Origin of the sequence: Lacunisphaera limnophila (assembly GCF_001746835.1) — a bacterium.
Taxonomy (GTDB): Bacteria; Verrucomicrobiota; Verrucomicrobiia; order Opitutales; family Opitutaceae; genus Lacunisphaera; species Lacunisphaera limnophila.
Genome location: NZ_CP016094.1, coordinates 1,381,979 through 1,402,369, shown reverse-complemented (window position 1 = coordinate 1,402,369; position 20,391 = coordinate 1,381,979). Strand labels below are relative to the sequence as shown.

Here is a 20,391-nt window from a genome sequence, read left to right as displayed (position 1 = left end):
TCCCCCCGCCAGCGATCTCTTCCGGTGGGCAGCTCGCTCGCGAGCGCGGATCGGCGGCGCGCTCCATTCGACTCCTGCCCAGTACGCTTCCCCTTCAGGCCGGCAAATCCACCGTCAGGCACAATCCCTTGCGGTCCAGACGGTTCGCGGCCGTCACTTCCCCGCCATGCAGCCGGGCGATGCTCCGGCAGATCGCCAGCCCCAGCCCGTGCCCGGTCGCCGGCGGGCCATCCACCCGCCGCACCTGCACGAAACGCTCAAAGATGTTCTCCAGCTGCTCCGCCGGCAGCCCCGGTCCTTCGTCCCGCAACTCGATCCGCCAGCGCCCGGCGCCAATCCGGGAGCTGAGGCAGATCCGTCCGCCCGTGGGCGTGGCCGCGACGGCGTTGCTGACCAGGTTGAGCAACAGCTGGCGCAGCAGATCCCGGTCAAAACCCGCGACCCCGGCATCGCTCGCCCCGATCTCAAAGTGCAGCCCGCGGTCCTCGGCCAGCACCGCCGCATCCTCCCCGACCGCCGCGATAAACGGCTGCGTGGGATGCTCGTGCCGGGTCAGCGCCAGCGCTCCGCTCTCTGCCTTGGCGAGGAAAAGCAGGCTCTCGATCACGCGTTGCATGTGCGCGATCTCCTCCAGCAACGAATCCACGTCGTTGGTGATGGCCGGGTCCGCCGCCAGCTTTTGGCGTAGGTGCTCGGCATTGAGCCGGATCAGGGTCAGCGGGGTCTTCAGCTCGTGCGAGGCATTGGCCGAAAACTGCCGGATCTGACGGAACGAGGCCTCGATCCGGTCGAACATCGCGTTCAACAGCTGCACCAGCTCGGCCACCTCGTCGCGCCCGGGCGGCACGGTAATGCGCTCGGCCAGGTTGTCGGCCCCGATGCGGCGGGCCGTGCGCTCGATGTCGCGGATCGGCCGCAGCGCCAGCCGGCTGATGGCGTAACCCAGCCCCAGGCTGCCCAGCGCCACCAACGCCGTCAGCGCCAGGCCGGTTTGCGTGTATTGCCGCAGGGTCTGCTCCATCGGCTCCAGCCGGCTGCCGATCATGAAACTCAGCTTCCCCTCGCTGAACTCGGACAAAAAAAGCCGACCCTTGCCCGGCAACTCCACCATCCGGTGCGGCTCCGTCGGCGCCAGGCCCGGCAACACCACCTCACCCAGGCTGGCCGAACGGAACATCACCCGGCCGTCCTCGTCCAGCACCTGAAACAGGAACAGGTGCTCGTCGGCCTCGGCATGCTCCCGCAATTGGCGCACCACCTCCGCCTCCGGCCGCACCCCCAGGACGCCATCGAGCTGTTGGATCACTTCCCGGAACTCGGCCTCGTGCAACTGGCCCAGGCTGCCGACCATCTCCTGTTGCAGCAACCAGCGCCCGGTCGCCAACGCGGCCACCACCGCGCCGGTCACTGCCAACGCATACCAGACCGTCATCCGCCAAGTGATCGATCTCATGAGAGCTGGTAACCGGTGCCGCGCAACGTGCGGATGAAAGGCTGTTCCTCGGTGGCCCCCAGTTTCTGCCGCAGCCGGCGCACGTAGACGTCAATGAGGTTGGTCTCCATGTCGTAATGGGCCTCCCAGATCCGCTCGGCGATCAGCGAGCGCGTCAGCACCCGGCCCTTGTTTTGCAAAAACAGCTCCAGCAGCGCGAACTCGCGGCTGGTCAGCGCCACCGGGCCCGCGGCCGTGCTGACGCTGCGCGTCAGCAGGTCCATCCGCACCCCCGCGTGCTCCAGCACGGTCGCCTTGGCGCCGGTCTGCCGGCGCAGCAGCGCGCGCACCCGCGCCAACAGTTCCTCCAAGCTGAAGGGCTTCGCCAGGTAGTCGTCCGCCCCCAGGTTGAGGCCGCGAATGCGATCTTCCACCGCCTCCCGCGCGCTGAGGATCAGCACCGGCTCGTTGAAGCCGGCCGACCGCCACTCCCTCAAAAGGTCGAAGCCGTCTCCGTCCGGGAGTCCCAGATCCAGGATCACCAGATCATGGCCCGATTCCGCCAGCGCGTCCCGCGCCGCTGCGCACGAGCCCACCAACTGGGCCGTGTGGCTCTGTTCGGTCAGGGCTTGCTCGATGAAGCGGCCGACTTTGCGCTCATCCTCGACAATCAGGACTTTCATGGGACGCGGGGGCTCATCTGCGGGCGAATCTCCGGGCGCCGGCGGACCGGCGCAAATCTATTTCCCCGCCTCCGCCATCCGCGGGCCGCCGGCGGGACCGGCGAGCCGCCCCTGCAGGTGAAACCGCACGTGCAGGACCGGATCCACCCGCAACACCCAGTATTTCCGGATCAGCGGCAGCCCATGGTCCCGGTAATCGATCTCCGCCTCGCCATCGATCGAGCACACGGTGTCCTGCATCAGGAAGGTCACGTTGAACGCCACCTCGTGCTCCACGCCATGCAGCGAAACCACGCCCCGCACCGATCGGGGCCCAGCCGCCGAGGCCACCTGCCCGACCATGCGGAAACCCACTTCCGGAAAACGCTCGTGCTCCTCCCACTCCAGCATGTGCTGGTCGCGCTGCGATCGCCCCGTCCGCAGGTCCGCCATCAGGAAATTGATCCCCACCTGCTCCACCACCCGCGTCCCCGGGTTGATCGCGATGTCCGCGCGAAACCGGTCCAGCCGGACGACAAAGGTCTCAAACGTCGCATGGACCTCCACTTCCAGCGCCGAGTGGGCGAGGTCGAGCTGCAACGGGGACGCCCCCGCCTCGCCCCGGACCCACAGGGGTACCAGGGCGGCCAGGACGAGAAGGAAGACCCGCAGACCCATGCGCATGTCCCGGCAGTATCTGCGCCCGACATGAACCCGGCATGAACCCCGGATGAATTTTTATTCAGACGGGCCGCCACCGGATACTTGGCGCGGACCAATTTACACGGCTCCGGGCTGGTCTCCCGCCGCCCCCGCCGAGAAAAAATCCTTGCCCCGCGACCCATTCCCGGACTTTTTCAATTCACGATCATCCCATGATCCTCAACCACCACCATCACCACGAAGCCTAGCCTTCCCTCGCGGGGAAGGCCTGGATGTGCCTTCCCTGGGTGATGAGACGATTTTCCTAACCCCGGCAGGCCTGTCCCGCCGGGGTTTTTATTTTCCCGGCATAAGGCCCTCCGCGTTCTTGGCACCCGCTTGTCCACCCGCTTCACTCTCCCTTTCCCTTTTTTACCTTTCCTCCCATGCCTCCCGCCAACCTCCCCAAAGACCGCCTCCGCCTGGCCATCCAGAAGAGCGGCCGCCTCTCCACTGACTCCCTCGACCTGCTCAAGGCCTGCGGCATCAAGGTCAAGTCCCCCAAGGAGAAACTCCTCCTCCACGCCGACAACTTCCCCCTCGATCTCCTCTTTGTCCGGGACGACGACATCCCGCAGCTCGTCATGGACGGCGTGTGCGACCTCGGCATCGTCGGTCAGAACGTCCTCGAGGAATCCGCCCTCGAGCGCGGCACGACCAGCGCCTACGTGGTCGAGCGCACCCTGGACTTCGGCGGCTGCCGCCTCGCCATCGCCCTCCCCGAGGAACGCCCCTACACCGGCCTCAAGGATCTCGCCGGCCTGCGCATCGCCACCTCCTACCCGCAGCTCACCAAGCGCTACTTCGCCCAGCAGGGCGTGCCCGCCGAAATCGTCACCCTCAGCGGCTCCGTCGAGATCGCCCCGCGCCTCGGCCTCGCCGACGTGATCTGCGACCTCGTTTCCAGCGGCTCCACTCTCGAGGCCAACAAGCTCCGCGCGGTCGAGACGATCTTCAAGAGCACCGCCGCCCTCATACGCAACGCCCGTCCGCTCAATCCCGAGAAGGCCCACGCCTTCGACATCGTCCTCCGCCGCCTCGACGGCGTGCAGAAGGCCGCCGGCACGAAATACATCATGCTCCACGCCCCCCGGGCCAACCTGACCGAGATCCGGAAACTCCTCCCCGGCTCGGAAAACCCGACCATCCTCCCGCTCGCCGGCGACGACTCCAAGGTCGCCCTCCACGCCGTCTGCGCCGAGGATGTCTTCTGGGAAACCATGGACGCCCTCAAGCAGGCCGGCGCCAGCAGCATCCTCGTCCTCCCGATTGAGAAGATGATGCTCTGATGCTTCAACTGTAGGGCGGGGTCGCCGAACCCCGCCTTCCTAACCGCATGAAACCCCTCGTCTGGAAATCCCTCTCCGCCCCCGCCCGCCGCGCCGCGCTCCAACGCCCGGCGCAAAAGGCAGGTCCGCAGACGGCCGCCATCGTGGCCGGGATCATCGCCCAGGTCCGGCGGGGGGGCGACGCCGCCCTGCGGCGGCTCACCGCGAAATTCGACGGCGCCAAACTCACCTCCCTCCGCGTCAGCGACGCCGAGTTCGCCGCCGCCGCGCAGGCCCTGCAACCCTCCGACCAGGCCGCCCTCCGCCGCGCCTACCGCAACCTGCGGAAATTTCACCTCGCCCAGCGCCCGGTTCCCCTCCGCGTCGAGACCATGACCGGCATCGTCTGCGAAAAGGTGTCGCGCCCGATCGAATGCGTCGGCCTCTACGTCCCCGGTGGCAGCGCGCCGCTCTTCTCCACCGCCCTCATGCTCGGCGTGCCGTCGCAGATTGCCGGCAATCCCGTGCGCGTCCTCTGCACCCCGCCGGGCCGCGACGGCCGTGTCAGCCCGTGGATCCTCTTCGCCGCCCGCCTCTGCGGCATCACCGAGGTCTTCAAGCTCGGCGGCGCCCAGGCCATCGCCGCGATGGCCTATGGCACCGCCAGCGTGCCCAAGTGCGACAAGCTCTTCGGCCCGGGTAACAGCTTCGTCACCGAGGCCAAACTTCAGGTCTCCCGCGATGCGGCCGCCATCGACCTGCCCGCCGGCCCCTCCGAGGTGATGGTCATCGCCGACCACGCCGCCGAGCCCGCCTTCGTCGCCGCCGACCTTCTCTCCCAAGCCGAGCACGGCCCGGACTCCCAGGTCATCCTCGTGGCGTTCGCCGCGAAATTCGCCGCCCGCGTCCAAGCCGAGCTCGACCGCCAGCTCGCCCTGCTCCCGCGCGGCGCCATCGCCACCGCGGCCCTGCAAAAGAGCCGCGTGATCCTCGCCGCCTCCGCTGCGGAGGCCGTCGCGATCGCCAACCGCTACGCCCCCGAGCACCTCATCCTCCAGGTCGCCGACCCGCGCGCCCTGCTGCCGCGCCTCACCACCGCCGGTTCCGTCTTCCTCGGCGCCTGGACCCCCGAGTCGCTCGGCGACTACGCCAGCGGAACCAACCACGTTCTCCCCACCTATGGCTGGGCCCGCGCCTGCTCCGGCCTGGGCCTGGGCGATTTCCTCCGCACCATGACCGTGCAGACCGCCACCCCGCGCGGCCTGAAAAAACTCGGCCCCGTCGTCGAGCGTCTCGCCCTCGCCGAAAACCTCGCCGCCCACCAGCGCGCCGTCCGCGTGCGGCTGGATAAACTGTCGTCATGACCGTTTCCCGCTCACTTCCCCTTTCTTCTGTCGCCGGGGTCAACGGCCCCGGCTCCATCAATTCCCCATGACCGCCGTCGAACAAGTCCTCGCCCTCGTGCGTCCCGAGATCATCGCGCTCGCGCCCTACAGCTCCGCGCGCAAGGAATCCAAGGGCGGCCGCGTCTGGCTCGACGCCAACGAGAATCCCGAGACCCCCGCGGTCCACCAGCCCCTGCTCAACCGCTACCCCGAGCCGCAGCCCGCCGACCTGATCGCCACCCTCGCCACCCTGTACGGCGTCACCCCCGCCCAGACGCTCGTCACCCGCGGCTCCGACGAGGGGATCGATCTCCTCCTGCGCACCTTCTGCCGCGCCGGGCAGGACGCCATCCTCATCACGCCGCCGACCTACGGCATGTACGTCGTCGCCGCCGATATCCAGGGCGCGCGGACCGTGCGCGTCCCTCTCCTCCGCGACCAAAACTTCGCCCTCGATGCCGACGCCGTGCTCCGCGCCGTCACGCCCGACGTGAAGCTCATCTTCCTCTGCTCGCCCAACAACCCCACCGGTGGCCTGCTCGACCGCACCGCCGTGATGAAGGTCGTTCGCTCCTTCGCCGGCCGCGCCATGGTTGTGGTCGACGAGGCCTACGTGGACTTCTCCGGCCAGCCCAGCCTCGCGGCGGAAATCCCCTCGCACCCCAATCTCGTCGTCCTCCGCACCCTCTCCAAGGCCTACGGTCTCGCCGGCGCCCGCGTCGGCACCACGATCGCTGACCCGGCGGTCATTGCCATCCTGCAAAAGGTCATCGCCCCCTACCCCGTGCCCGCCCCCGTGCTGCAGGCCGCGCTGGCCGCCCTCACGCCCGATGGCCTGGCCGCCGCCCGCGAATCCGTCCGCCAGCTCGTGGCCGAGCGCCAGCGCCTGATGGCCGCCTTGCCGCAGCTTGCCGTCGTCAAGCGCGTCTGGCCCTCCGACGCCAACTACATCCTCATCGAGGTCACCGATGGCGCGCGCCTGATGGCCGCCGGCCGCGCCGCCGGCATCATCTGGCGCGACCGCAGCAAGGACGTCCCGAACACCATCCGCCTCACCGTCGGCACCGCCGAGGAAAACAACCAGACCCTGGAGGTATTGTCCCGTGGTTAAAGCCTCTCTTCGCTTTTCTTCTCGGGTCGCCGCTTGCGGCGACCTCGCCCAGTAGGTCGGTGCAAGGACCGACCCTACAAACGATCCGCCCATGAAAAAAATCCTCTTCCTCGACCGCGACGGCACGCTCATCACCGAGCCCGCCGATTTCCAGATCGACCGCCTCGACAAGTTTGCCCTCGAGCCCGAGGTCGTGCCCGCCCTCCGCCGCCTGCGCGACGCCGGCTACACCTTCGTCATGGTGACCAACCAGGACGGCCTCGGCACCCCCAGCTTCCGCGAGGAGGAATTCCGCCCGCTGCAAAACCTGCTCATCGCCATCCTCGCCTCGCAAGGCATCACCTTCGAGGCCGTGCGCGTCTGCCCGCACACCCTGGCCGACCGCTGCGACTGCCGGAAACCCAAGCTCGGTCTCCTCCTCGATTATCTCAAGGACACGTCCTGGTCCCGTGAGGCCTCCTACGTCATCGGCGACCGCGAGACCGATCTCCAGCTCGCCACCGCCCTCGGCGTCTCGGGCCTGCGCTATCACCCGAAGACCCTCGGTTGGACGGAAATCACCCGCCAGATCGCCGACGCCCCGCGTCGCGCCGTCATCGCGCGCCAGACCAAGGAAACAAAAATTTCCGTGACGGTGGACCTCGATGCCGTCGCCCCGGCGAAGTTCGCCACCGGCCTTGGCTTCTTCGACCACATGCTCGACCAGATCGCACGCAACGCCGGCATCAGCCTCGTCATCGAGTGCACCGGCGACCTGCACATCGACGAGCACCACACCGTCGAGGACGTCGGCCTCGCCCTCGGTGCCGCCCTCAAGCAGGCCCTCGGCGACAAGCGCGGCATCGGCCGCTACGGTTTCACGATGCCCATGGATGAGGCGAAGGCTGAGGTCTCGATCGATCTCAGCGGCCGCCCCTACTTTGTCTTCGAGGGTGCGTTCCCCCGCGAGAACGTGGGCCAGCTGCCGAGCGAGCTCGTGCCACACTTCTTCCAGTCCCTCGCCACCACGCTGGGCGCCACCCTCCACATGGCCGTGAAGGGCGACAACACCCACCACATGATCGAAGCCCTGTTCAAGGGCTTCGGCCGCGCCCTCCGGCCCGCCGTCGCCCGCGGCGCCGGGAGCGACATCCCCAGCACGAAGGGAGTCCTCTGATGCTCGCCATCGTCGACAGTGGTGGCGCCAACATTGCCTCGGTGCGCTTCGCGCTCGAGCGCCTCGGCGTGCCCAGCGAGCTCACCGCCGACCCCGCGGTCATCCGCGCGGCCGACCGCGTCATCCTGCCCGGCGTCGGCTCGGCGCAGGAGGGCATGAAGCGCCTCCACGCCAAGGGCCTCGTCGAGGTCGTGCGCGGCCTCACCCAACCCGTCCTTGGCATCTGCCTCGGCATGCAGCTGATGTTTGAATCGTCCGCCGAGGGCGAGACGACTTCGCTCGGGCTCATCCCCGGCCGCGTCGCCCTGCTCCCCGAGTCCCCCGGCATCACGGTGCCGCACATGGGCTGGAACACCCTCACGATCCGCCCGGACACCCCGCTGCTGGCCGGCTTCTCCCCGGCCACGCGCTTCTATTTTGTCCACAGCTTCGCCGGCCCGGTGAACGCCTTCACCGTGGCCAGCTGCGACCACGGCACCCCCTTCGCCGCCGTCGTCCAGCGCGCCAACTTCTCCGGCGTCCAGTTCCACCCCGAGCGCTCCGGCGCCGCCGGCGCCCGCCTGCTCCAGAACTTCCTGGCGATGCCCGCATGAACCCGACCCTAAGTAGTCCATTAAACTGCTTGGGCCTTTTCCGCCCATGATCATCTATCCCGCCATCGACCTCCGCGGGGGCCGCGTCGTGCGCCTCACCGAGGGGAAATTTGACCAGGAGAAATCCTACGGCGACGACCCGCTCGCCGTGGCCCGCGGCTTCCGGGCCGCCGGCGCCACCTGGCTCCACGTCGTCGACCTCGATGGCGCCAAGGATCCCGCCAAGCGCCAGACCCCGCTCGTGGAAAAACTCGCCCGCGAGAGCGGCCTGCGCGTCCAGACGGGCGGCGGCATCCGCGACGAGGCCCAGGTCGCGGCGCTCCTCGCCGCCGGCGTCGAACGCGTGATCGTCGGCAGCCTCGCCGTGCGGCAACCCGACCTTGTCCTCAGCTGGCTCCTGTCCTTCGGCCCGGAGAGGATCATCCTGTCCCCCGACGTGCGCCTCGACGCGGCCGGCATCCCGCGCATCGCCGCCGCCGGCTGGCAGGAGACGACCGGGGTCGCCCTCGACGATTTCCTCACCGGCTACCTCGCGGTCGGGCTGAAACACATCCTCTGCACCGACATCAGCCGCGACGGCAAGCTGACCGGCCCGAACTCGGCCCTCTACGCCGAGCTCGTCAAAAAATTCCCCACGCTCCAGATCCAGGCTTCCGGCGGCGTCTCCTCGCTCGACGACCTGCGCGTCCTCCGGACCACCGGCTCCGCCGGCGCCATCGTCGGCCGCGCCCTCTACGAGAACAAATTCACCCTCACGGAGGCCCTCGCATGCTAGCCCGCCGCCTCATCCCCTGCCTCGACGTGCGCGACGGTCGCGTGGTCAAGGGCGTGCAGTTCCGCAACCATGTCGACATGGGCGACATCATCGAGCTCGCCCAGCGCTACCGCGATTCCGGCGCCGACGAGCTGGTGTTCTATGACATCACCGCCAGCAGCGACGGCCGCACCGTGTCCACCGACTGGGTGACGCGGGTCGCGAAGGTCATCGATATCCCCTTCTGCGTGGCCGGGGGCATCCGCTCGCTCGACGACGCCCGCCGCCTGCTCCACAGCGGCGCCGACAAGGTCTCGCTCAACTCCCCCGCGATCGAGAATCCCGCCCTGCTCGGCGAGCTCGCCGCAGAGTTCGGCTCGCAGTGCGTGGTCGTCGGCATCGACAGCCGCCATGAGAACGGCGACTACTTCGTCAAGCAGTTCACCGGCGACCCCACCAAGACCCGCGGCACCCGTTGGCGCACGGTGGACTGGGCCCGCGAGGCGCAGAAACTCGGCGCCGGCGAGATCGTGCTCAACTGCATGAACCAGGACGGCGAGCGCAAGGGCTACGACCTGCCGCAGCTCAAGCTCGTGCGCGCCGTGCTCACCATCCCGCTCGTCGCCTCCGGCGGCGCGGGCGCCCCCGAGCACTTCCGCGACGTCTTCCGCGACGCCGGCGTTGACGCCGCCCTGGCCGCCTCCGTCTTCCACAGCGGCGCCATCCCCATTCCGAAACTGAAACAATACCTCGCTGCCGAAGGCGTGATCGTCCGTCCGTGAAATTTTTACCACGGATCCCACGGATTCTCACTGATCAAACCTGCCTTCTATCCGTGCCATCCGTGGTCCAAACCATCCTCCCATGAAACTCCCGAAAATCGACTGGAAGAAAATCGACGGCCTCGTGCCCGCCATCGTGCAGGACGCCAGCACCCGCCAGGTGCTGATGCTCGGCTACATGAACGAGGCCGCGCTCAAGAAGACCCTCGCTTCCAAAAAGGTCACCTTCTTCAGCCGCTCCAAACAGCGCCTGTGGACCAAGGGCGAGTCCTCGAAAAACTTCCTGCGCGTGGTTTCCGTCGAGGTGGATTGCGACAACGATACGCTGCTCGTGCTCGCCCACCCCGCGGGCCCGACCTGCCACCGCGGCACCGTGAGCTGCTTCGGCGACGGCGCCCTGGCCGGCGGCGCGGGCTTCCTCGCGCACCTCGACCAGGTGGTTGCCGCCCGCATCAAGAGCGGCGACAAGTCCAGCTACACCGTCCGCCTCGTGCAGGAGGGCGTGGCCCGCTGCGCCCAGAAGGTCGGCGAGGAGGGCGTCGAGACCGCCCTCGCCGCGATGCAAAAGGACAACAAGGAATTCGCCGGCGAGGCCGCCGACCTGCTCTACCACCTGATCGTCCTCCTCCACGCCAAGAAGCGCACCCTGGGCGACGCCATCGCCGTCCTGGAAAAGCGCCACGCGCCGAAGAAGTAGCCGCCGCGCGCCACGGTGGAACCTGGCCTCCGGCCAGGTTTGCTTGCGCGATTTCAAACCAGCCCGCCCGCGCCGGCCAGCCGGCCGTAGCCATGGCGAAGGCCGGAGGTCGGACACCACCTTGGACACAAAACCCGGAGTTGCGCCCACGGCGGACTCGCACAGGTTCATGCCGCCTCCCCGCTCCATGACGCCGCCGCTCCGTCCCCTGCTGCTTCTCTGCCTCCTGGCCGGCCTTGCTCCGTTCGCCGCCGGGGCCGCCGGGGATCCTCGCGCCGGCCGCTGGGCCCACGAGGGCTCCGCCCACCCCACCGACCCCCGGGTCGTCTGGGGCCGGCTCGACAACGGCCTGCGCTACGCCCTCCTGCCCCACGCCGGCGCGCCCCAGCGCGTCAACATGAAGCTCATCGTGCTCGCCGGCTCGGTGGACGAGAGCGATGCAGAGCTCGGCCTTGCCCACTTCACTGAGCACATGGCTTTTCACGGCAGCGCGGAGATGGACGCGCTGCAGATGCTCGCCTTTTTCCGCCGCCTGGGCGCCGAGTACGGCAGCGACGTCAACGCCTACACCACCTTCGACTCCACCACCTACAGCCTGGATTTCCGCGAGAACGACCCGCGCTTCCTCGCCGACGGCCTGCGTTTCTTCCGGGGCGTGGCCGGGAGCATCAAGTTCGAATCCGCCGTCATCGACCGCGAGCGCCGCGTGATCTTCGCCGAGAAACGCAACCGCACCGGCATCTCCGATCTCGGGACCGAGGCCACGCTCCCCGTGATCTTCCGCGGGGCCAGCTTCGCCCACCATTCACCCATCGGCACCGACGAGACGCTGCGCACTTTCCGCCGCGAGCAATTCCTGGAATTCTACCGCCGGAACTACCGGCCCGACCTGATGGTGCTCGTCGCCGCCGGTGACTTTGATGCGGCGGCGCTGGAACAGGTGGTCCGGGAAAAGTTTTCCTCGTTGCCCAAGCCCACCACGCCGGTCCCGACCCGGACGGCGGGACGGCCCGAGATCCGCGGTATGCGCGCCGGCGTGTATCGCGTTTCCGGCATCGGCTCGGCCGAGACCCTGGCCGCCAGCGTCGTGCCGCTGGCCCCGCGGTCCGATCCCCGCGAGGTCCAGCTCCACCTCTGGCGCAGCAACCTGGCGATGGAACTCTTCTCCCACCGTCTCCGCTACCTCATCCCCGGGGCCGGCGCCCCCCAGGCTTCCTATGAGGTGATCATGAACCTCGCCTCCGTCGTCGCCTCGGTCAGCGTCCCCGGCTCGGCCTGGACGCAGGGCGTGCTCGGCCTCGACCAGGCGGTGCGCGAGGTGCTCAAACGCGGCTTCACCGCCGCGGAGGTCGGCGAGTTCCGCACGCGCTACCTGGAGTTCACCCGCCACCAGATCGAGCAGCTGCCCGTGATGGATCCCGCCGAGCTGTGCACGCAGCTCGCCGACTCGATCACGGAGCACACGGTCTTCAACGGCCCCGCCGCCGAGCTGGCCTGGACCGCCGACTGGCTGAACCGCCTCAAGCCCGACGAGCTTAACCGCGCCTTCCGCGACCTCTGGCAGCCCGACGCCATGGCCTTCCATGTCACCGGTGACGTCGATCTTGAGCTCAAGCCTGACGACCTCGTGAAGACCGTGCAGAAGAATCGGCGCGGCGAGATCTCCTACTTCCTGCCGCCGCCGCCCAAGGACGAGCCCTTCGTCCTCAAGAAGCCCGGCCCCACCGCCACCCTCGCCGAGACCCGCGCCGTGCCGGAGCTGGGCGCGGAGCTGCTGCGGCTCACGAACAACGTCCGCGTCAATTTCATCCCCACCAAGAACGAGCCCGGCCTTGTCCATGCCATCATCCGCATCGGCGACGGCCTGCTGACCATGCCGGGCCAGCGACCCGCCTTGAAGGAATTCGGCCTGAACACCCTCATGGGCAGCGGCACCATCTTCTACCAGCCCGACGAGCTGGCGCAGATCATCGACCGGCGCCTGCTGGCGTTCAGCTTCGACCTCGCGGACAACGACGCCTTCGCCTTCCGCGGCCAGATGGCCGCGCGCAACCTCGAGACCTTCCTCGGCATCGCGACGGAGATCGTGCGCAGCCCGAAGTTCAATCCCTACGCCCATCAGGAACAACGGATGCGCGCCGCCATGGGCCGCGCGGGCTCCACCATGGGCTTCGGCGAGGGTCAGCGCCAGATGATGGACCACCTGTTCCAGGGTGACGCCCGCTTCATGTCGGGCACGCCCAAGGATTACGCCTCGCTGGGCGTCGCCGACGTCCGGCAGTGGATGGAACCCGCCCTCACCGCGGGCTACCTCGAGGTGACCATCGTGGGCGACATCCCGCGCGAGGCCGCCCTGACGGCGGTCACCCGCACGCTCGGCACCCTGGCGCCCCGCGCCGCCACCAAGGACCGTGCGCTCCCGCCCCTGCCGGTGAAGGTGGCCGCCCCCGCCGGCTTCCGCCGCTTTGAATTCATCGGCGAGCTCAATCTCGGCATGGTGCGCGGCAACTGGCCCGTGACCGGCCGCATCGACGCCCGCGCCAACGCCGCCCTGCAGGTCCTCAGCAAGCTGGTGGAATTCCGCATCCGCTCCGAGGTGCGCGATGCCCGGGGATTCTCCTACGGGCCGAGCACGGCCTTCGATCCGTACGGCGGCTTCGACGATTTCGGCATGATGCAGGCCACCATCGACTGCACCCCCGCCGACGCCCAGCAGGTCGCGCAACTCGTCCAGGACACCGCCGCGACCTTCGCCGCGACCGGCGCCGACGCCGAGGAGTTCGAGGGCGGTCGCGGCATCGTGCGTAGCCAGCTGCGCCAGGGATTCAAGGACAACGGCTTTCTCGTAAACCTCTTCAAGCGCGCCCAGGAGCGCCCCGGGCGCATCGACGAGATCCTCGCGCTGCACACCGGCCTGGTGGACCAGCTGACGCTCGAGGAGGTCAACGCGTGGGCCGCCAAGATCTTCCCCGTCACCAACGCCCGCACGATCATGATCGTGCCGAAGCCCTTTGTCGGGATCTTCGACGGCACGAGGCAGTAAGGGGATCGTGGTTTGGTTGTAGGGCGGCATCGCCGAATGCCGCCGGCTTGCGCACACCCCGCCGACCTCGCGGCGGGATTCGGAGATCCCGCCCTACAATTTCCGGCCAGCGCGGGCCCGGGAGGTTACTTCGCCGCTTCCGGCACACCCGTGAACTTGAACCGGATCTTCACCTCCGGATCCACCTTCAGCACCCCGAGCTTGCGGAAAGTCTTCAGCCCCCACGTGTGGGTGTTGATCGTCGCCGTGCCCGTGACGACGTAGGCGTCGGCCGCGCGCTCGATGGTGACCGGGAATTCGACCAGCGCCGTCTGCCCGTGAAAGGTGAGGTTGCCGGACACCTGGCCCTGGCCGGACGGGGTCAGCGCCAGCAGGCCGAGTTCGAACCGGCCGGTGGGTTCGCCGCCGCCCAACCAGTCAATCATGGCGGTGTCCCGCTCCGCCTTGCCCGTCTTGAGGTCGGCGAACCGGAAGGCGAGCGCCGCCGTCTTGATGCGATCCTTTTCATCGACCGTGGCGCTCAGGTCATAGGCGTCGAGCCGCGCCGTGAACGAGTCCATCGTGGCCTTCACATCCACGTCCACATAGGAGCGGGTGCGGTCAATCTTGAGCGAGCGCTCGGCCGCGGCCAAGGCGAGGGGGAGGAGTAAAAGCAGGACCAGGGGACGGAGACTTCTCATGGCGGGCAACAATGTGCAGGTTCTCCGTTCAGACCGCAAATTCGCATTTTGGTGCCCGCAGCCTTTCCCTCACCGGTCCGGGCCGGCTGGCCGGCCCTACCCCCTCCCGCCGCGCAAGACGACCACATGCGCCAGGTCGTTCTTCTCGAACTCGGCCCAGTAGCGGTCCTCGATCTTCTTGAGTTGGTCGTCCCGCGAGGGCGGCGCCTCGACCCCGGGCGTGTCCATCGTGCGCTTGGCCGAGTCGCCGGCAAAATCCCGGTCGGCCAGCCGCGCCACCAGCTCGTGCCAGAAGACATCGTTCTGGAATTCGCTCTGCAGCTCGCGCACGCGCTCGTCCTCCGAAAGCTTCGGGGCGGGCTGTAGCGAGCCGTCTTCGATCTCCTCCACCAGGTCGGCGCAACCCAGGTCCGTGGCCATCGCCAACAGGCGCTGGTCCAGGGCATAGTAACGCTTCGCCGCGGCGGTCTCCTCGCCCTGGTAACCGGTGACGGTCCACATGCCGAGATGCACCAGCTCGAGGAGCTGGCGGTATTCCTTCGCGGTGAACGAGACTTTCATGACCCGCCACCCTTGCCCGGCGCCGCCCTCCCGCAAGCGCGAAGTGGGGCGGGCGGGGTCAGGGCGTCGCGGGTTTTTCGATTTTGGGCGGCGCAAAGTCGATGGGGACCTGCACCCGCGTGGCCACCGGCTTGCCGCCTTGGCGGGGCGGGGCGAACCGCCAGGTCGCCACCGCCTGCACCGCCGCATAGCCGAAGGCGGGTTCGGTACTGGCAACGATCCGGGGGAGCTGGGCGTCGCCCTCCTCGTCGATGATGAACTCGATTTGGGCCGATCCGGGCTGGCCGGCCTGGAGGAGCTTGGTCGGATAGACGGGCGGGCGGGTGGACAAGGCCCGGGGTCGCTCGTCCAGCTGGGCGGCGGACACGATCTTCTCCGGCGATTTCTGGATGCGCCGCAGGATCCGGTGGGCCCCTTCCGTGATCGGCACATCGCCCCGGATGCCAGCGTGGCGGAAGTCATGCTGGATGGAAAACGCGGAGAAACACGGGGTGCCGTCGGCCTTCTGCGCCGGCGTGAACTCCCACGTGTCGATCATGGCCAGCACGGCTTCGGCCATTTCCGGGGTGGTGGCCGAAACCACCTTGGCCGCGATCACGCGACCCTGGGGGCCGATGACAAAGCGCAGGTCGGTCCGGCCATCGCGCCGGGCCTCGAAATCCCCCCACGGGTAGACGGGAAACGCGGTGTTGATCGGCGTCGGGGGCTTGGTCCAACGGAGCTCGGGCGGCGCCTCGGGATCGGGATTGCGGGCCGGCACCCGCCACAGCTCATGCCCTCCCAGGGCCGCCCCCGAATCGAATTCCAGCAACTGATTGGCCCGGACTTTGACCGGCCGGCCTCCCTTGCGCCCGGGCTCGAACTTCCACTTCAGGACCGCATCCAGGGCGGGTCGCTCAAACCACGGGTTGTTCGACCGGACCACGTGCGGGTTGATCACGTCTCCGGCTTCATCGACGATAAACTCAATCTGCACCTTCCCGTTGAGCCCGGCCTTGGCGGCGTTGTAGGGATAGAGGGGCGGATCGCGCCGAACCGACTTGGGCAACACGTCGGCGCCAGAGGCGTTGTTTGGTCCGGGCTCGGCGCCGGACGAGGTCAGGCTGCAGATCATCAGCCCGGCGACTAGCGCCAGGCGCACGGATCGACCGTGGGACAGGGTGTATCGGATCATAGTTTTGACGGGGAATGGCATCGCGCCGAATCACACCCAGGGCGCCCATGGCCTCGGTTTCCGGATCGGAAACGCCGGTTCGTCAGCGGCCGGCCTGGTCCTGCGAGTGCTGGCGGGACAGACCGATTCCGGGCGTCCACGTCCGCACCGGACGGAACGGTCGGGGGAATTGGAAGGGAAAGCGGCCGGCTCATGCGTTCTACCCAGTCTCCCGGCGCATTGGCCCATGCGCCGGCAGGGTTCAGCTTACTTCGTCTCCGCCGGCGCCGCCGGGGCGGGGGCCTCCGCCGGCGCGGGCACCTTGGCCCGCACGGCCGTGAAGCTCCCGAGGCTCGGGCGCGGCGCCACGCGCCACAGCCAGTCGGCCTCCTTGTTATCCACCGAGAAATTGACCGCGATGCGCCAGCGGGACTCAACCGCCACGCCGTCCTTCTGCGCCGGAGCGAACTGCCACTGCACCACCGCCGCGTACGCCGCGTTGGCAAACTCGGGATGCGACGAACGCAGCACGGTCGCCTTGCTCACGCTGCCGTCGGCCGCGATGATCAGCTCCAGGATCGCACCGCCCACCTCGCTCGCGGCCGCCAGCGCCTCGGGGTAGACCGGCTGGACCGTCTGGCGCAGCGCCGGCTTGGGCGCGTTGTTGGCCTCGGGACCCTCGTCACCCTCGACGGGAAAATTGAAGGGCGCACGCGCCTTGAACTTCATCGGCTTGCCGTCCTTGTCCGTCCGGGCGGGCTGCTTGACCTCCTCCGCGAGGCGGAGCGCAATCTGGCTGAGGATCTGGGCGCCCGTCGGATCATCCGTTTCCACGACCTTTGCCTCCTCGGCCTCGCCCTTTTCATCAAAGGTGATTTCCACGAGGACCTTGTGGCCGGTGGCGGCCGGGGCGGCCACGCCGACCAGGCTGATCATCAGGAGGGACAGGGACAGAAAACGAAGCGGGTGTTTCATGGGGATGAAACAAGAGTGGTGACCGGCCGGCCCGCCACTGGCAAACGGATACTGCGGCTCCGGCTTTGCCTTTACAATCTGCCGCGGAACCCCGCTCCTGTCACCCGGTCCCAAAAAATCGGTATGTCGTTTCCGATGCGTCGCTTTTCCCCCGCGTTTCTCATCCCCGCGTTGATCGCGGCCCCGGCCTTGGGTCACGCCGGTTTGGTTGATCTGATCCTGGGCAAACGCGATCTCGAGGTCATCACGGTCACCGACCTCTCCTCCACCGGCAACTTCGTCCCCGCCGCAACGCCGGACCAGCCCCAATACTACGTCGCGGCCAGCCTCGGCTACCGTGATCTGGGCGGCTACATGGCCGGGATCGAGGCCCCGCCGTCCGAGGTCGTGCTCCACCTGATCTCGGCGGAACTGGCCAAACAGGGCTACGTGCCCAGCACCGCCCACTCGCCGGCCCCCACCCTGATGCTGGTCTACACCTGGGGCACCCTCAATGCCGAGAATCTCTACGGCGGTGATCCCAGTGCCCCGCCCACCCAGCTGAACCGGGGCCAGATCGTCCGTTTCCTGGGCGGACAGAAGGTCGGCATGGATGACAACTTCTTCAACCCGCTCACCGCCCCCGTTCGCGGGCTGACCGTCTATAATTTTGAAGCCGAGCGGATCCTCGATGTCGCCCGTGAAAGCTTCTACGTGATCGTCGTCTCCGCCTACGACCTCGAGTCCGCCTTGCAGAAAAAACGGCTCCCCCCTCTCTGGACCACCCGCATCGCCGCCCCGTCGCTCGGGTTTGCCATGGGCGACGTGTTCCCGGCCATGCTCGCCATCGGCGGGGCCCAGTTCGGCCGCGAAACCCCGCGCCCCGTCTGGATCAACGCCAACGACAAATTCACGCCGAGCGTGACGCTCGGCGAGCTGCGCCTGGTCGAATACCTCCAGGACAACCCGCTGCCCGTGGCGGATGTCTCCGACGCGGTCATCGAAAAGAAGTAACCCCGCATCGGCACGGTGGAGCGCCTTGCCCCCAAGGCGCTGGTCCGAAGGCTCCGCCGTCACCCCCCCGACCCGCTCCTTCCACCCGGCCGTGCCGCTGAACCAGCGGGGCAGAGCATCTGCCGGCCCCATCAACCCGTAGTCCAGACGTGCGTGTTTTCCTAGGTCTGACGGCCTTTTTCCTCCTCTGCCCCATTCTCATGGCCAATGTTTCCGCTTTTCCCCCCACCGCCCCCGGGATCTTCGAGCTCAAGACCCTGCCCGCCGGCACCCTGCTGAAATCCGCCGCCCAAGGAGACTACTTCGCTCAATCCGGCCCCCTGTTCGGTCCGCTGTTCCGCTACATCTCGAGCCATGACATCCGGATGACTGTCCCGGTGGAGGCGGTGGTGGACGGGGCCGCGATGTATTTCTGGGTGGCCCCGGATGAAGTGGCCAAGCTGCGGGGCTCGGCCAACGGCGTGGAGGTGGTGCCCATCCCCGAGCGGAAAGTGGCCTCCTTGGGCGGGCGGGGTGGATATAATCGAGCCAATTTTGAAGCGGCGCAGGCTCGCCTGCTCGCTTGGTTGGCCGGCCAGGGGGCGGTCGAGCCCGCTGGTCCCGCCTACGCGGTCTACTGGAACGGTCCGCTCACCCCCTGGTTTCTGCGCGAGTACGAGATCCATGTGCCGGTGCGCCCGAAGGCGGTCGCCCCGCGCTCTTGATCGGACCGGGCCCCTTCACGAGGGCGACCCATTCGGCGCGCGGGCTGGGGTTCTTCACTCGTCCAGCTGGCCCCCCGCGCGCCGGACAAACTCCGCCCGCGTCCACCAAGCCCGGCATTGACCGGGCCCCCGGGGCACCTTTGACTCTCCAACCCGCATTTTACATCCGGGTCCCTTCCTTTTCCATCGCACTCGTCCTTTTCCGCCATGCCCGACTCCGCCGAATCCCCCAACCTCATGGAAGCCCTCGTCTCGCTCGCGAAACGCCGCGGCTTCATCTACCAGTCATCCGAGATCTACGGCGGGCTTAACGGCTTCTTCGACTACGGCCCGCTCGGCGTCGAGTTGAAGCGCAACATCCGCGATTGCTGGTGGCGCGACATGGTGCACCGCCGTGACGACATCGTCGGCATCGAGACCTCCATCATCATGCACCCCAAGGTCTGGGAGGCCTCCGGCCACGTCGCCGGCTTCTCCGACCCGCTCGTCGACTGCAAGGTGAGCAAGCAGCGCTACCGCGCCGACCAGCTGTTCTGGTCGCCCGTCGTCGTCGACGGCAAGGTCGCCGGGTACGTCTCCGCCCTTGAGAGCGAGCGCACCGGCGCCGAGCTCCAGGAAGCCGCCGAGTCGTTCAAGCGCAAGAAGGCCCTCCAGGGCGCACTCGCGCCCGTGGTCGTGAAGGACTTCACCGAGGCCGCCGAGGCCGAGATCCCGCTCATCCCCTCGCCCGCCACCGGCGAGCCCGGCTCCCTGACCGCCCCGCGCGCGTTCAACATGATGTTCCAGACCAACGTCGGCGCCATGAGCGACGCCTCGTCCGTCGCCTACCTCCGTCCCGAGACGGCCCAGGGCATGTTCGTGGATTTCAAGAACGTCGTCGACACCACGCGCGTGAAGCTGCCCTTCGGCATCGCCCAGGTCGGCAAGTCCTTCCGCAACGAGATCACGCCGCGCAACTTCATCTTCCGCTCCCGCGAGTTCGAGCAGATGGAAATGGAATACTTCATCCACGAGGACGCCGACTGGGCCAAGGCCCACGAGGAGTGGATCGTCTGGTGCGAGTCCTGGCTCAAGAGCATCGGCCTGCCCGACAGCCACCTCTCCCGCTACACCCACCCGAAGGAGAAACTCGCGTTCTACTCCCGCGGCACGGTGGACATCATGTTCAAGTATCCCTTCGGCGTGCAGGAGCTCTGGGGCATTGCCGCCCGCGGCAACTACGACCTCACGCAGCACGCCAACGCCAGCGGCAAGCCGCAGGAGATCTTCGACGAGACCACGAAGAAGAAGTTCGTCCCTCACGTCATCGAGCCCGCCGTCGGCACCGACCGCATCTTCCTCGCCGTCCTCACCGCCGCCTACGCGGAGGAGGATGTCACCGACGAGAAGGGCAACACCGAGAAACGCACCGTCCTTCGCCTCTCGCCCCGCATCGCCCCGGTCAAGGTCGCCGTGCTCCCGCTGCTCAAGAACAAGGAGCAACTCACGAACCGCGCCAAGGCGCTCTACGCGAAACTCAAGCGCAACTACGCCGTGCAATACGACGACGGCGGCGCCATCGGCAAACGCTACCGCCGCCAGGACGAGGCCGGCACGCCCTGGTGCGTGACCATCGACTTCGACACCATTGAGAAGCCCGGCGATACCTTCACCCTCCGCGAGCGCGACTCGATGAAACAGACCCGTATTACCGAGGCCGAGCTGTTTGCTCTCCTCGCGGAGCACGTGTACTGAGTCCGG

General features: G+C 67.9%; 19 protein-coding genes. 12 read left to right on the top strand and 7 right to left on the bottom strand.

Annotation, left to right across the window (positions count from 1 at the left end):
- Nucleotides 1-94 precede the first annotated feature (94 nt).
- The 3 genes from Verru16B_RS05880 to Verru16B_RS05870 are packed head-to-tail and all read right to left on the bottom strand — an operon-like array spanning nt 95 to nt 2,778.
- Nucleotides 95-1,453: an ATP-binding protein gene (locus tag Verru16B_RS05880; protein ID WP_083270137.1), complete on the bottom strand. Its 1,359-nt coding sequence runs from the start codon at nt 1,451-1,453 to the stop codon at nt 95-97.
- Nucleotides 1,450-2,115 carry a response regulator transcription factor gene (locus Verru16B_RS05875; protein ID WP_069961415.1) on the bottom strand — a complete coding sequence of 222 codons (666 nt, stop codon included), beginning with the start codon at nt 2,113-2,115 and terminating at the stop codon, nt 1,450-1,452. Before Verru16B_RS05875 ends, Verru16B_RS05880 begins: the two co-directional genes overlap by 4 nt.
- Nucleotides 2,116-2,172: 57 nt before the next feature.
- Nucleotides 2,173-2,778, bottom strand: a complete 606-nt coding sequence (locus Verru16B_RS05870) for a YceI family protein (RefSeq protein WP_069961414.1) — start codon at nt 2,776-2,778, stop codon at nt 2,173-2,175.
- 404 nt (nt 2,779-3,182) lie between these two features.
- Here Verru16B_RS05870 and hisG point away from each other — a divergent pair, with 404 nt between their 5' ends.
- The 9 genes from hisG (at nt 3,183) to Verru16B_RS05825 (ending at nt 13,585) form a co-directional block, all read left to right on the top strand.
- On the top strand, nt 3,183-4,085 hold the full coding sequence (hisG, locus tag Verru16B_RS05865; RefSeq protein WP_069961413.1) for an ATP phosphoribosyltransferase: 903 nt from the start codon (nt 3,183-3,185) through the stop codon (nt 4,083-4,085).
- Between the two features lie 47 nt (nt 4,086-4,132).
- On the top strand, nt 4,133-5,428 hold the full coding sequence (hisD, locus tag Verru16B_RS05860; protein WP_069961412.1) for a histidinol dehydrogenase: 1,296 nt from the start codon (nt 4,133-4,135) through the stop codon (nt 5,426-5,428).
- A 67-nt stretch (nt 5,429-5,495) separates the two neighbouring features.
- Nucleotides 5,496-6,560, top strand: coding sequence for a histidinol-phosphate transaminase (hisC, locus tag Verru16B_RS05855; RefSeq protein ID WP_069961411.1), 1,065 nt, complete (start codon nt 5,496-5,498; stop codon nt 6,558-6,560).
- 91 nt (nt 6,561-6,651) lie between these two features.
- Entirely contained in the window at nt 6,652-7,716 is a 1,065-nt protein-coding gene (hisB, locus tag Verru16B_RS05850) for a bifunctional histidinol-phosphatase/imidazoleglycerol-phosphate dehydratase HisB (RefSeq protein WP_069961410.1), read from the top strand.
- Nucleotides 7,713-8,309 (top strand): imidazole glycerol phosphate synthase subunit HisH, encoded by a 597-nt coding sequence (gene hisH / locus Verru16B_RS05845; protein WP_179947408.1) that lies wholly within the window; start codon nt 7,713-7,715, stop codon nt 8,307-8,309. Before hisB ends, hisH begins: the two co-directional genes overlap by 4 nt.
- A gap of 49 nt (nt 8,310-8,358) precedes the next feature.
- On the top strand, nt 8,359-9,084 hold the full coding sequence (gene hisA, locus Verru16B_RS05840; protein ID WP_069963621.1) for a 1-(5-phosphoribosyl)-5-[(5-phosphoribosylamino)methylideneamino]imidazole-4-carboxamide isomerase: 726 nt from the start codon (nt 8,359-8,361) through the stop codon (nt 9,082-9,084).
- Nucleotides 9,078-9,845 carry an imidazole glycerol phosphate synthase subunit HisF gene (hisF, locus tag Verru16B_RS05835; RefSeq protein ID WP_069961408.1) on the top strand — a complete coding sequence of 256 codons (768 nt, stop codon included), beginning with the start codon at nt 9,078-9,080 and terminating at the stop codon, nt 9,843-9,845. Before hisA ends, hisF begins: the two co-directional genes overlap by 7 nt.
- Before the next feature lie 82 nt (nt 9,846-9,927).
- On the top strand, nt 9,928-10,542 hold the full coding sequence (gene hisIE, locus Verru16B_RS05830; RefSeq protein WP_069961407.1) for a bifunctional phosphoribosyl-AMP cyclohydrolase/phosphoribosyl-ATP diphosphatase HisIE: 615 nt from the start codon (nt 9,928-9,930) through the stop codon (nt 10,540-10,542).
- A gap of 187 nt (nt 10,543-10,729) precedes the next feature.
- Nucleotides 10,730-13,585, top strand: a complete 2,856-nt coding sequence (locus Verru16B_RS05825; protein ID WP_069961406.1) for a M16 family metallopeptidase — start codon at nt 10,730-10,732, stop codon at nt 13,583-13,585.
- A 125-nt stretch (nt 13,586-13,710) separates the two neighbouring features.
- On the opposite strand, the gene Verru16B_RS05820 is transcribed toward Verru16B_RS05825, so the two are convergent.
- The 4 genes from Verru16B_RS05820 to Verru16B_RS18295 all read right to left on the bottom strand — a co-directional run bounded on the left by Verru16B_RS05820 (nt 13,711) and on the right by Verru16B_RS18295 (nt 16,954).
- The gene (locus Verru16B_RS05820) at nt 13,711-14,265 is read right to left on the bottom strand and encodes a YceI family protein (protein WP_083270135.1); all 555 of its coding nucleotides are present in this window, start codon (nt 14,263-14,265) and stop codon (nt 13,711-13,713) included.
- A 96-nt stretch (nt 14,266-14,361) separates the two neighbouring features.
- Nucleotides 14,362-14,826 carry a hypothetical protein gene (locus Verru16B_RS05815; RefSeq protein ID WP_069961404.1) on the bottom strand — a complete coding sequence of 155 codons (465 nt, stop codon included), beginning with the start codon at nt 14,824-14,826 and terminating at the stop codon, nt 14,362-14,364.
- A 58-nt stretch (nt 14,827-14,884) separates the two neighbouring features.
- Nucleotides 14,885-16,000 (bottom strand): TonB family protein, encoded by a 1,116-nt coding sequence (locus tag Verru16B_RS05810; RefSeq protein WP_069961403.1) that lies wholly within the window; start codon nt 15,998-16,000, stop codon nt 14,885-14,887.
- A gap of 246 nt (nt 16,001-16,246) precedes the next feature.
- Nucleotides 16,247-16,954 (bottom strand): energy transducer TonB, encoded by a 708-nt coding sequence (locus Verru16B_RS18295; protein WP_157772267.1) that lies wholly within the window; start codon nt 16,952-16,954, stop codon nt 16,247-16,249.
- 135 nt (nt 16,955-17,089) lie between these two features.
- On the opposite strand from Verru16B_RS18295, the gene Verru16B_RS18290 reads away from it, so the two are divergent.
- The 3 genes from Verru16B_RS18290 to Verru16B_RS05790 all read left to right on the top strand — a co-directional run bounded on the left by Verru16B_RS18290 (nt 17,090) and on the right by Verru16B_RS05790 (nt 20,385).
- The gene (locus Verru16B_RS18290; RefSeq protein WP_157772265.1) at nt 17,090-17,947 is read left to right on the top strand and encodes a hypothetical protein; all 858 of its coding nucleotides are present in this window, start codon (nt 17,090-17,092) and stop codon (nt 17,945-17,947) included.
- Between the two features lie 200 nt (nt 17,948-18,147).
- Nucleotides 18,148-18,651: a GyrI-like domain-containing protein gene (locus tag Verru16B_RS05795; protein ID WP_069961400.1), complete on the top strand. Its 504-nt coding sequence runs from the start codon at nt 18,148-18,150 to the stop codon at nt 18,649-18,651.
- A 207-nt stretch (nt 18,652-18,858) separates the two neighbouring features.
- Complete coding sequence (locus Verru16B_RS05790; protein ID WP_069961399.1) at nt 18,859-20,385, top strand: glycine--tRNA ligase; 1,527 nt, start codon at nt 18,859-18,861, stop codon at nt 20,383-20,385.
- Nucleotides 20,386-20,391: the final 6 nt, after the last annotated feature.

Coding starts and splice junctions, on each gene's coding strand:
- Verru16B_RS05880 (WP_083270137.1), bottom strand. CDS start 1,453: ATGAGATCGATCACTTGGCGGATGACGGTCTGGTATGCGTTGGCAGTG.
- Verru16B_RS05875 (WP_069961415.1), bottom strand. CDS start 2,115: ATGAAAGTCCTGATTGTCGAGGATGAGCGCAAAGTCGGCCGCTTCATC.
- Verru16B_RS05870 (WP_069961414.1), bottom strand. CDS start 2,778: ATGCGCATGGGTCTGCGGGTCTTCCTTCTCGTCCTGGCCGCCCTGGTA.
- hisG (WP_069961413.1), top strand. CDS start 3,183: ATGCCTCCCGCCAACCTCCCCAAAGACCGCCTCCGCCTGGCCATCCAG.
- hisD (WP_069961412.1), top strand. CDS start 4,133: ATGAAACCCCTCGTCTGGAAATCCCTCTCCGCCCCCGCCCGCCGCGCC.
- hisC (WP_069961411.1), top strand. CDS start 5,496: ATGACCGCCGTCGAACAAGTCCTCGCCCTCGTGCGTCCCGAGATCATC.
- hisB (WP_069961410.1), top strand. CDS start 6,652: ATGAAAAAAATCCTCTTCCTCGACCGCGACGGCACGCTCATCACCGAG.
- hisF (WP_069961408.1), top strand. CDS start 9,078: ATGCTAGCCCGCCGCCTCATCCCCTGCCTCGACGTGCGCGACGGTCGC.
- hisIE (WP_069961407.1), top strand. CDS start 9,928: ATGAAACTCCCGAAAATCGACTGGAAGAAAATCGACGGCCTCGTGCCC.
- Verru16B_RS05825 (WP_069961406.1), top strand. CDS start 10,730: ATGACGCCGCCGCTCCGTCCCCTGCTGCTTCTCTGCCTCCTGGCCGGC.
- Verru16B_RS05820 (WP_083270135.1), bottom strand. CDS start 14,265: ATGAGAAGTCTCCGTCCCCTGGTCCTGCTTTTACTCCTCCCCCTCGCC.
- Verru16B_RS05815 (WP_069961404.1), bottom strand. CDS start 14,826: ATGAAAGTCTCGTTCACCGCGAAGGAATACCGCCAGCTCCTCGAGCTG.
- Verru16B_RS05810 (WP_069961403.1), bottom strand. CDS start 16,000: ATGATCCGATACACCCTGTCCCACGGTCGATCCGTGCGCCTGGCGCTA.
- Verru16B_RS18295 (WP_157772267.1), bottom strand. CDS start 16,954: ATGAAACACCCGCTTCGTTTTCTGTCCCTGTCCCTCCTGATGATCAGC.
- Verru16B_RS18290 (WP_157772265.1), top strand. CDS start 17,090: ATGCGTCGCTTTTCCCCCGCGTTTCTCATCCCCGCGTTGATCGCGGCC.
- Verru16B_RS05795 (WP_069961400.1), top strand. CDS start 18,148: ATGGCCAATGTTTCCGCTTTTCCCCCCACCGCCCCCGGGATCTTCGAG.
- Verru16B_RS05790 (WP_069961399.1), top strand. CDS start 18,859: ATGCCCGACTCCGCCGAATCCCCCAACCTCATGGAAGCCCTCGTCTCG.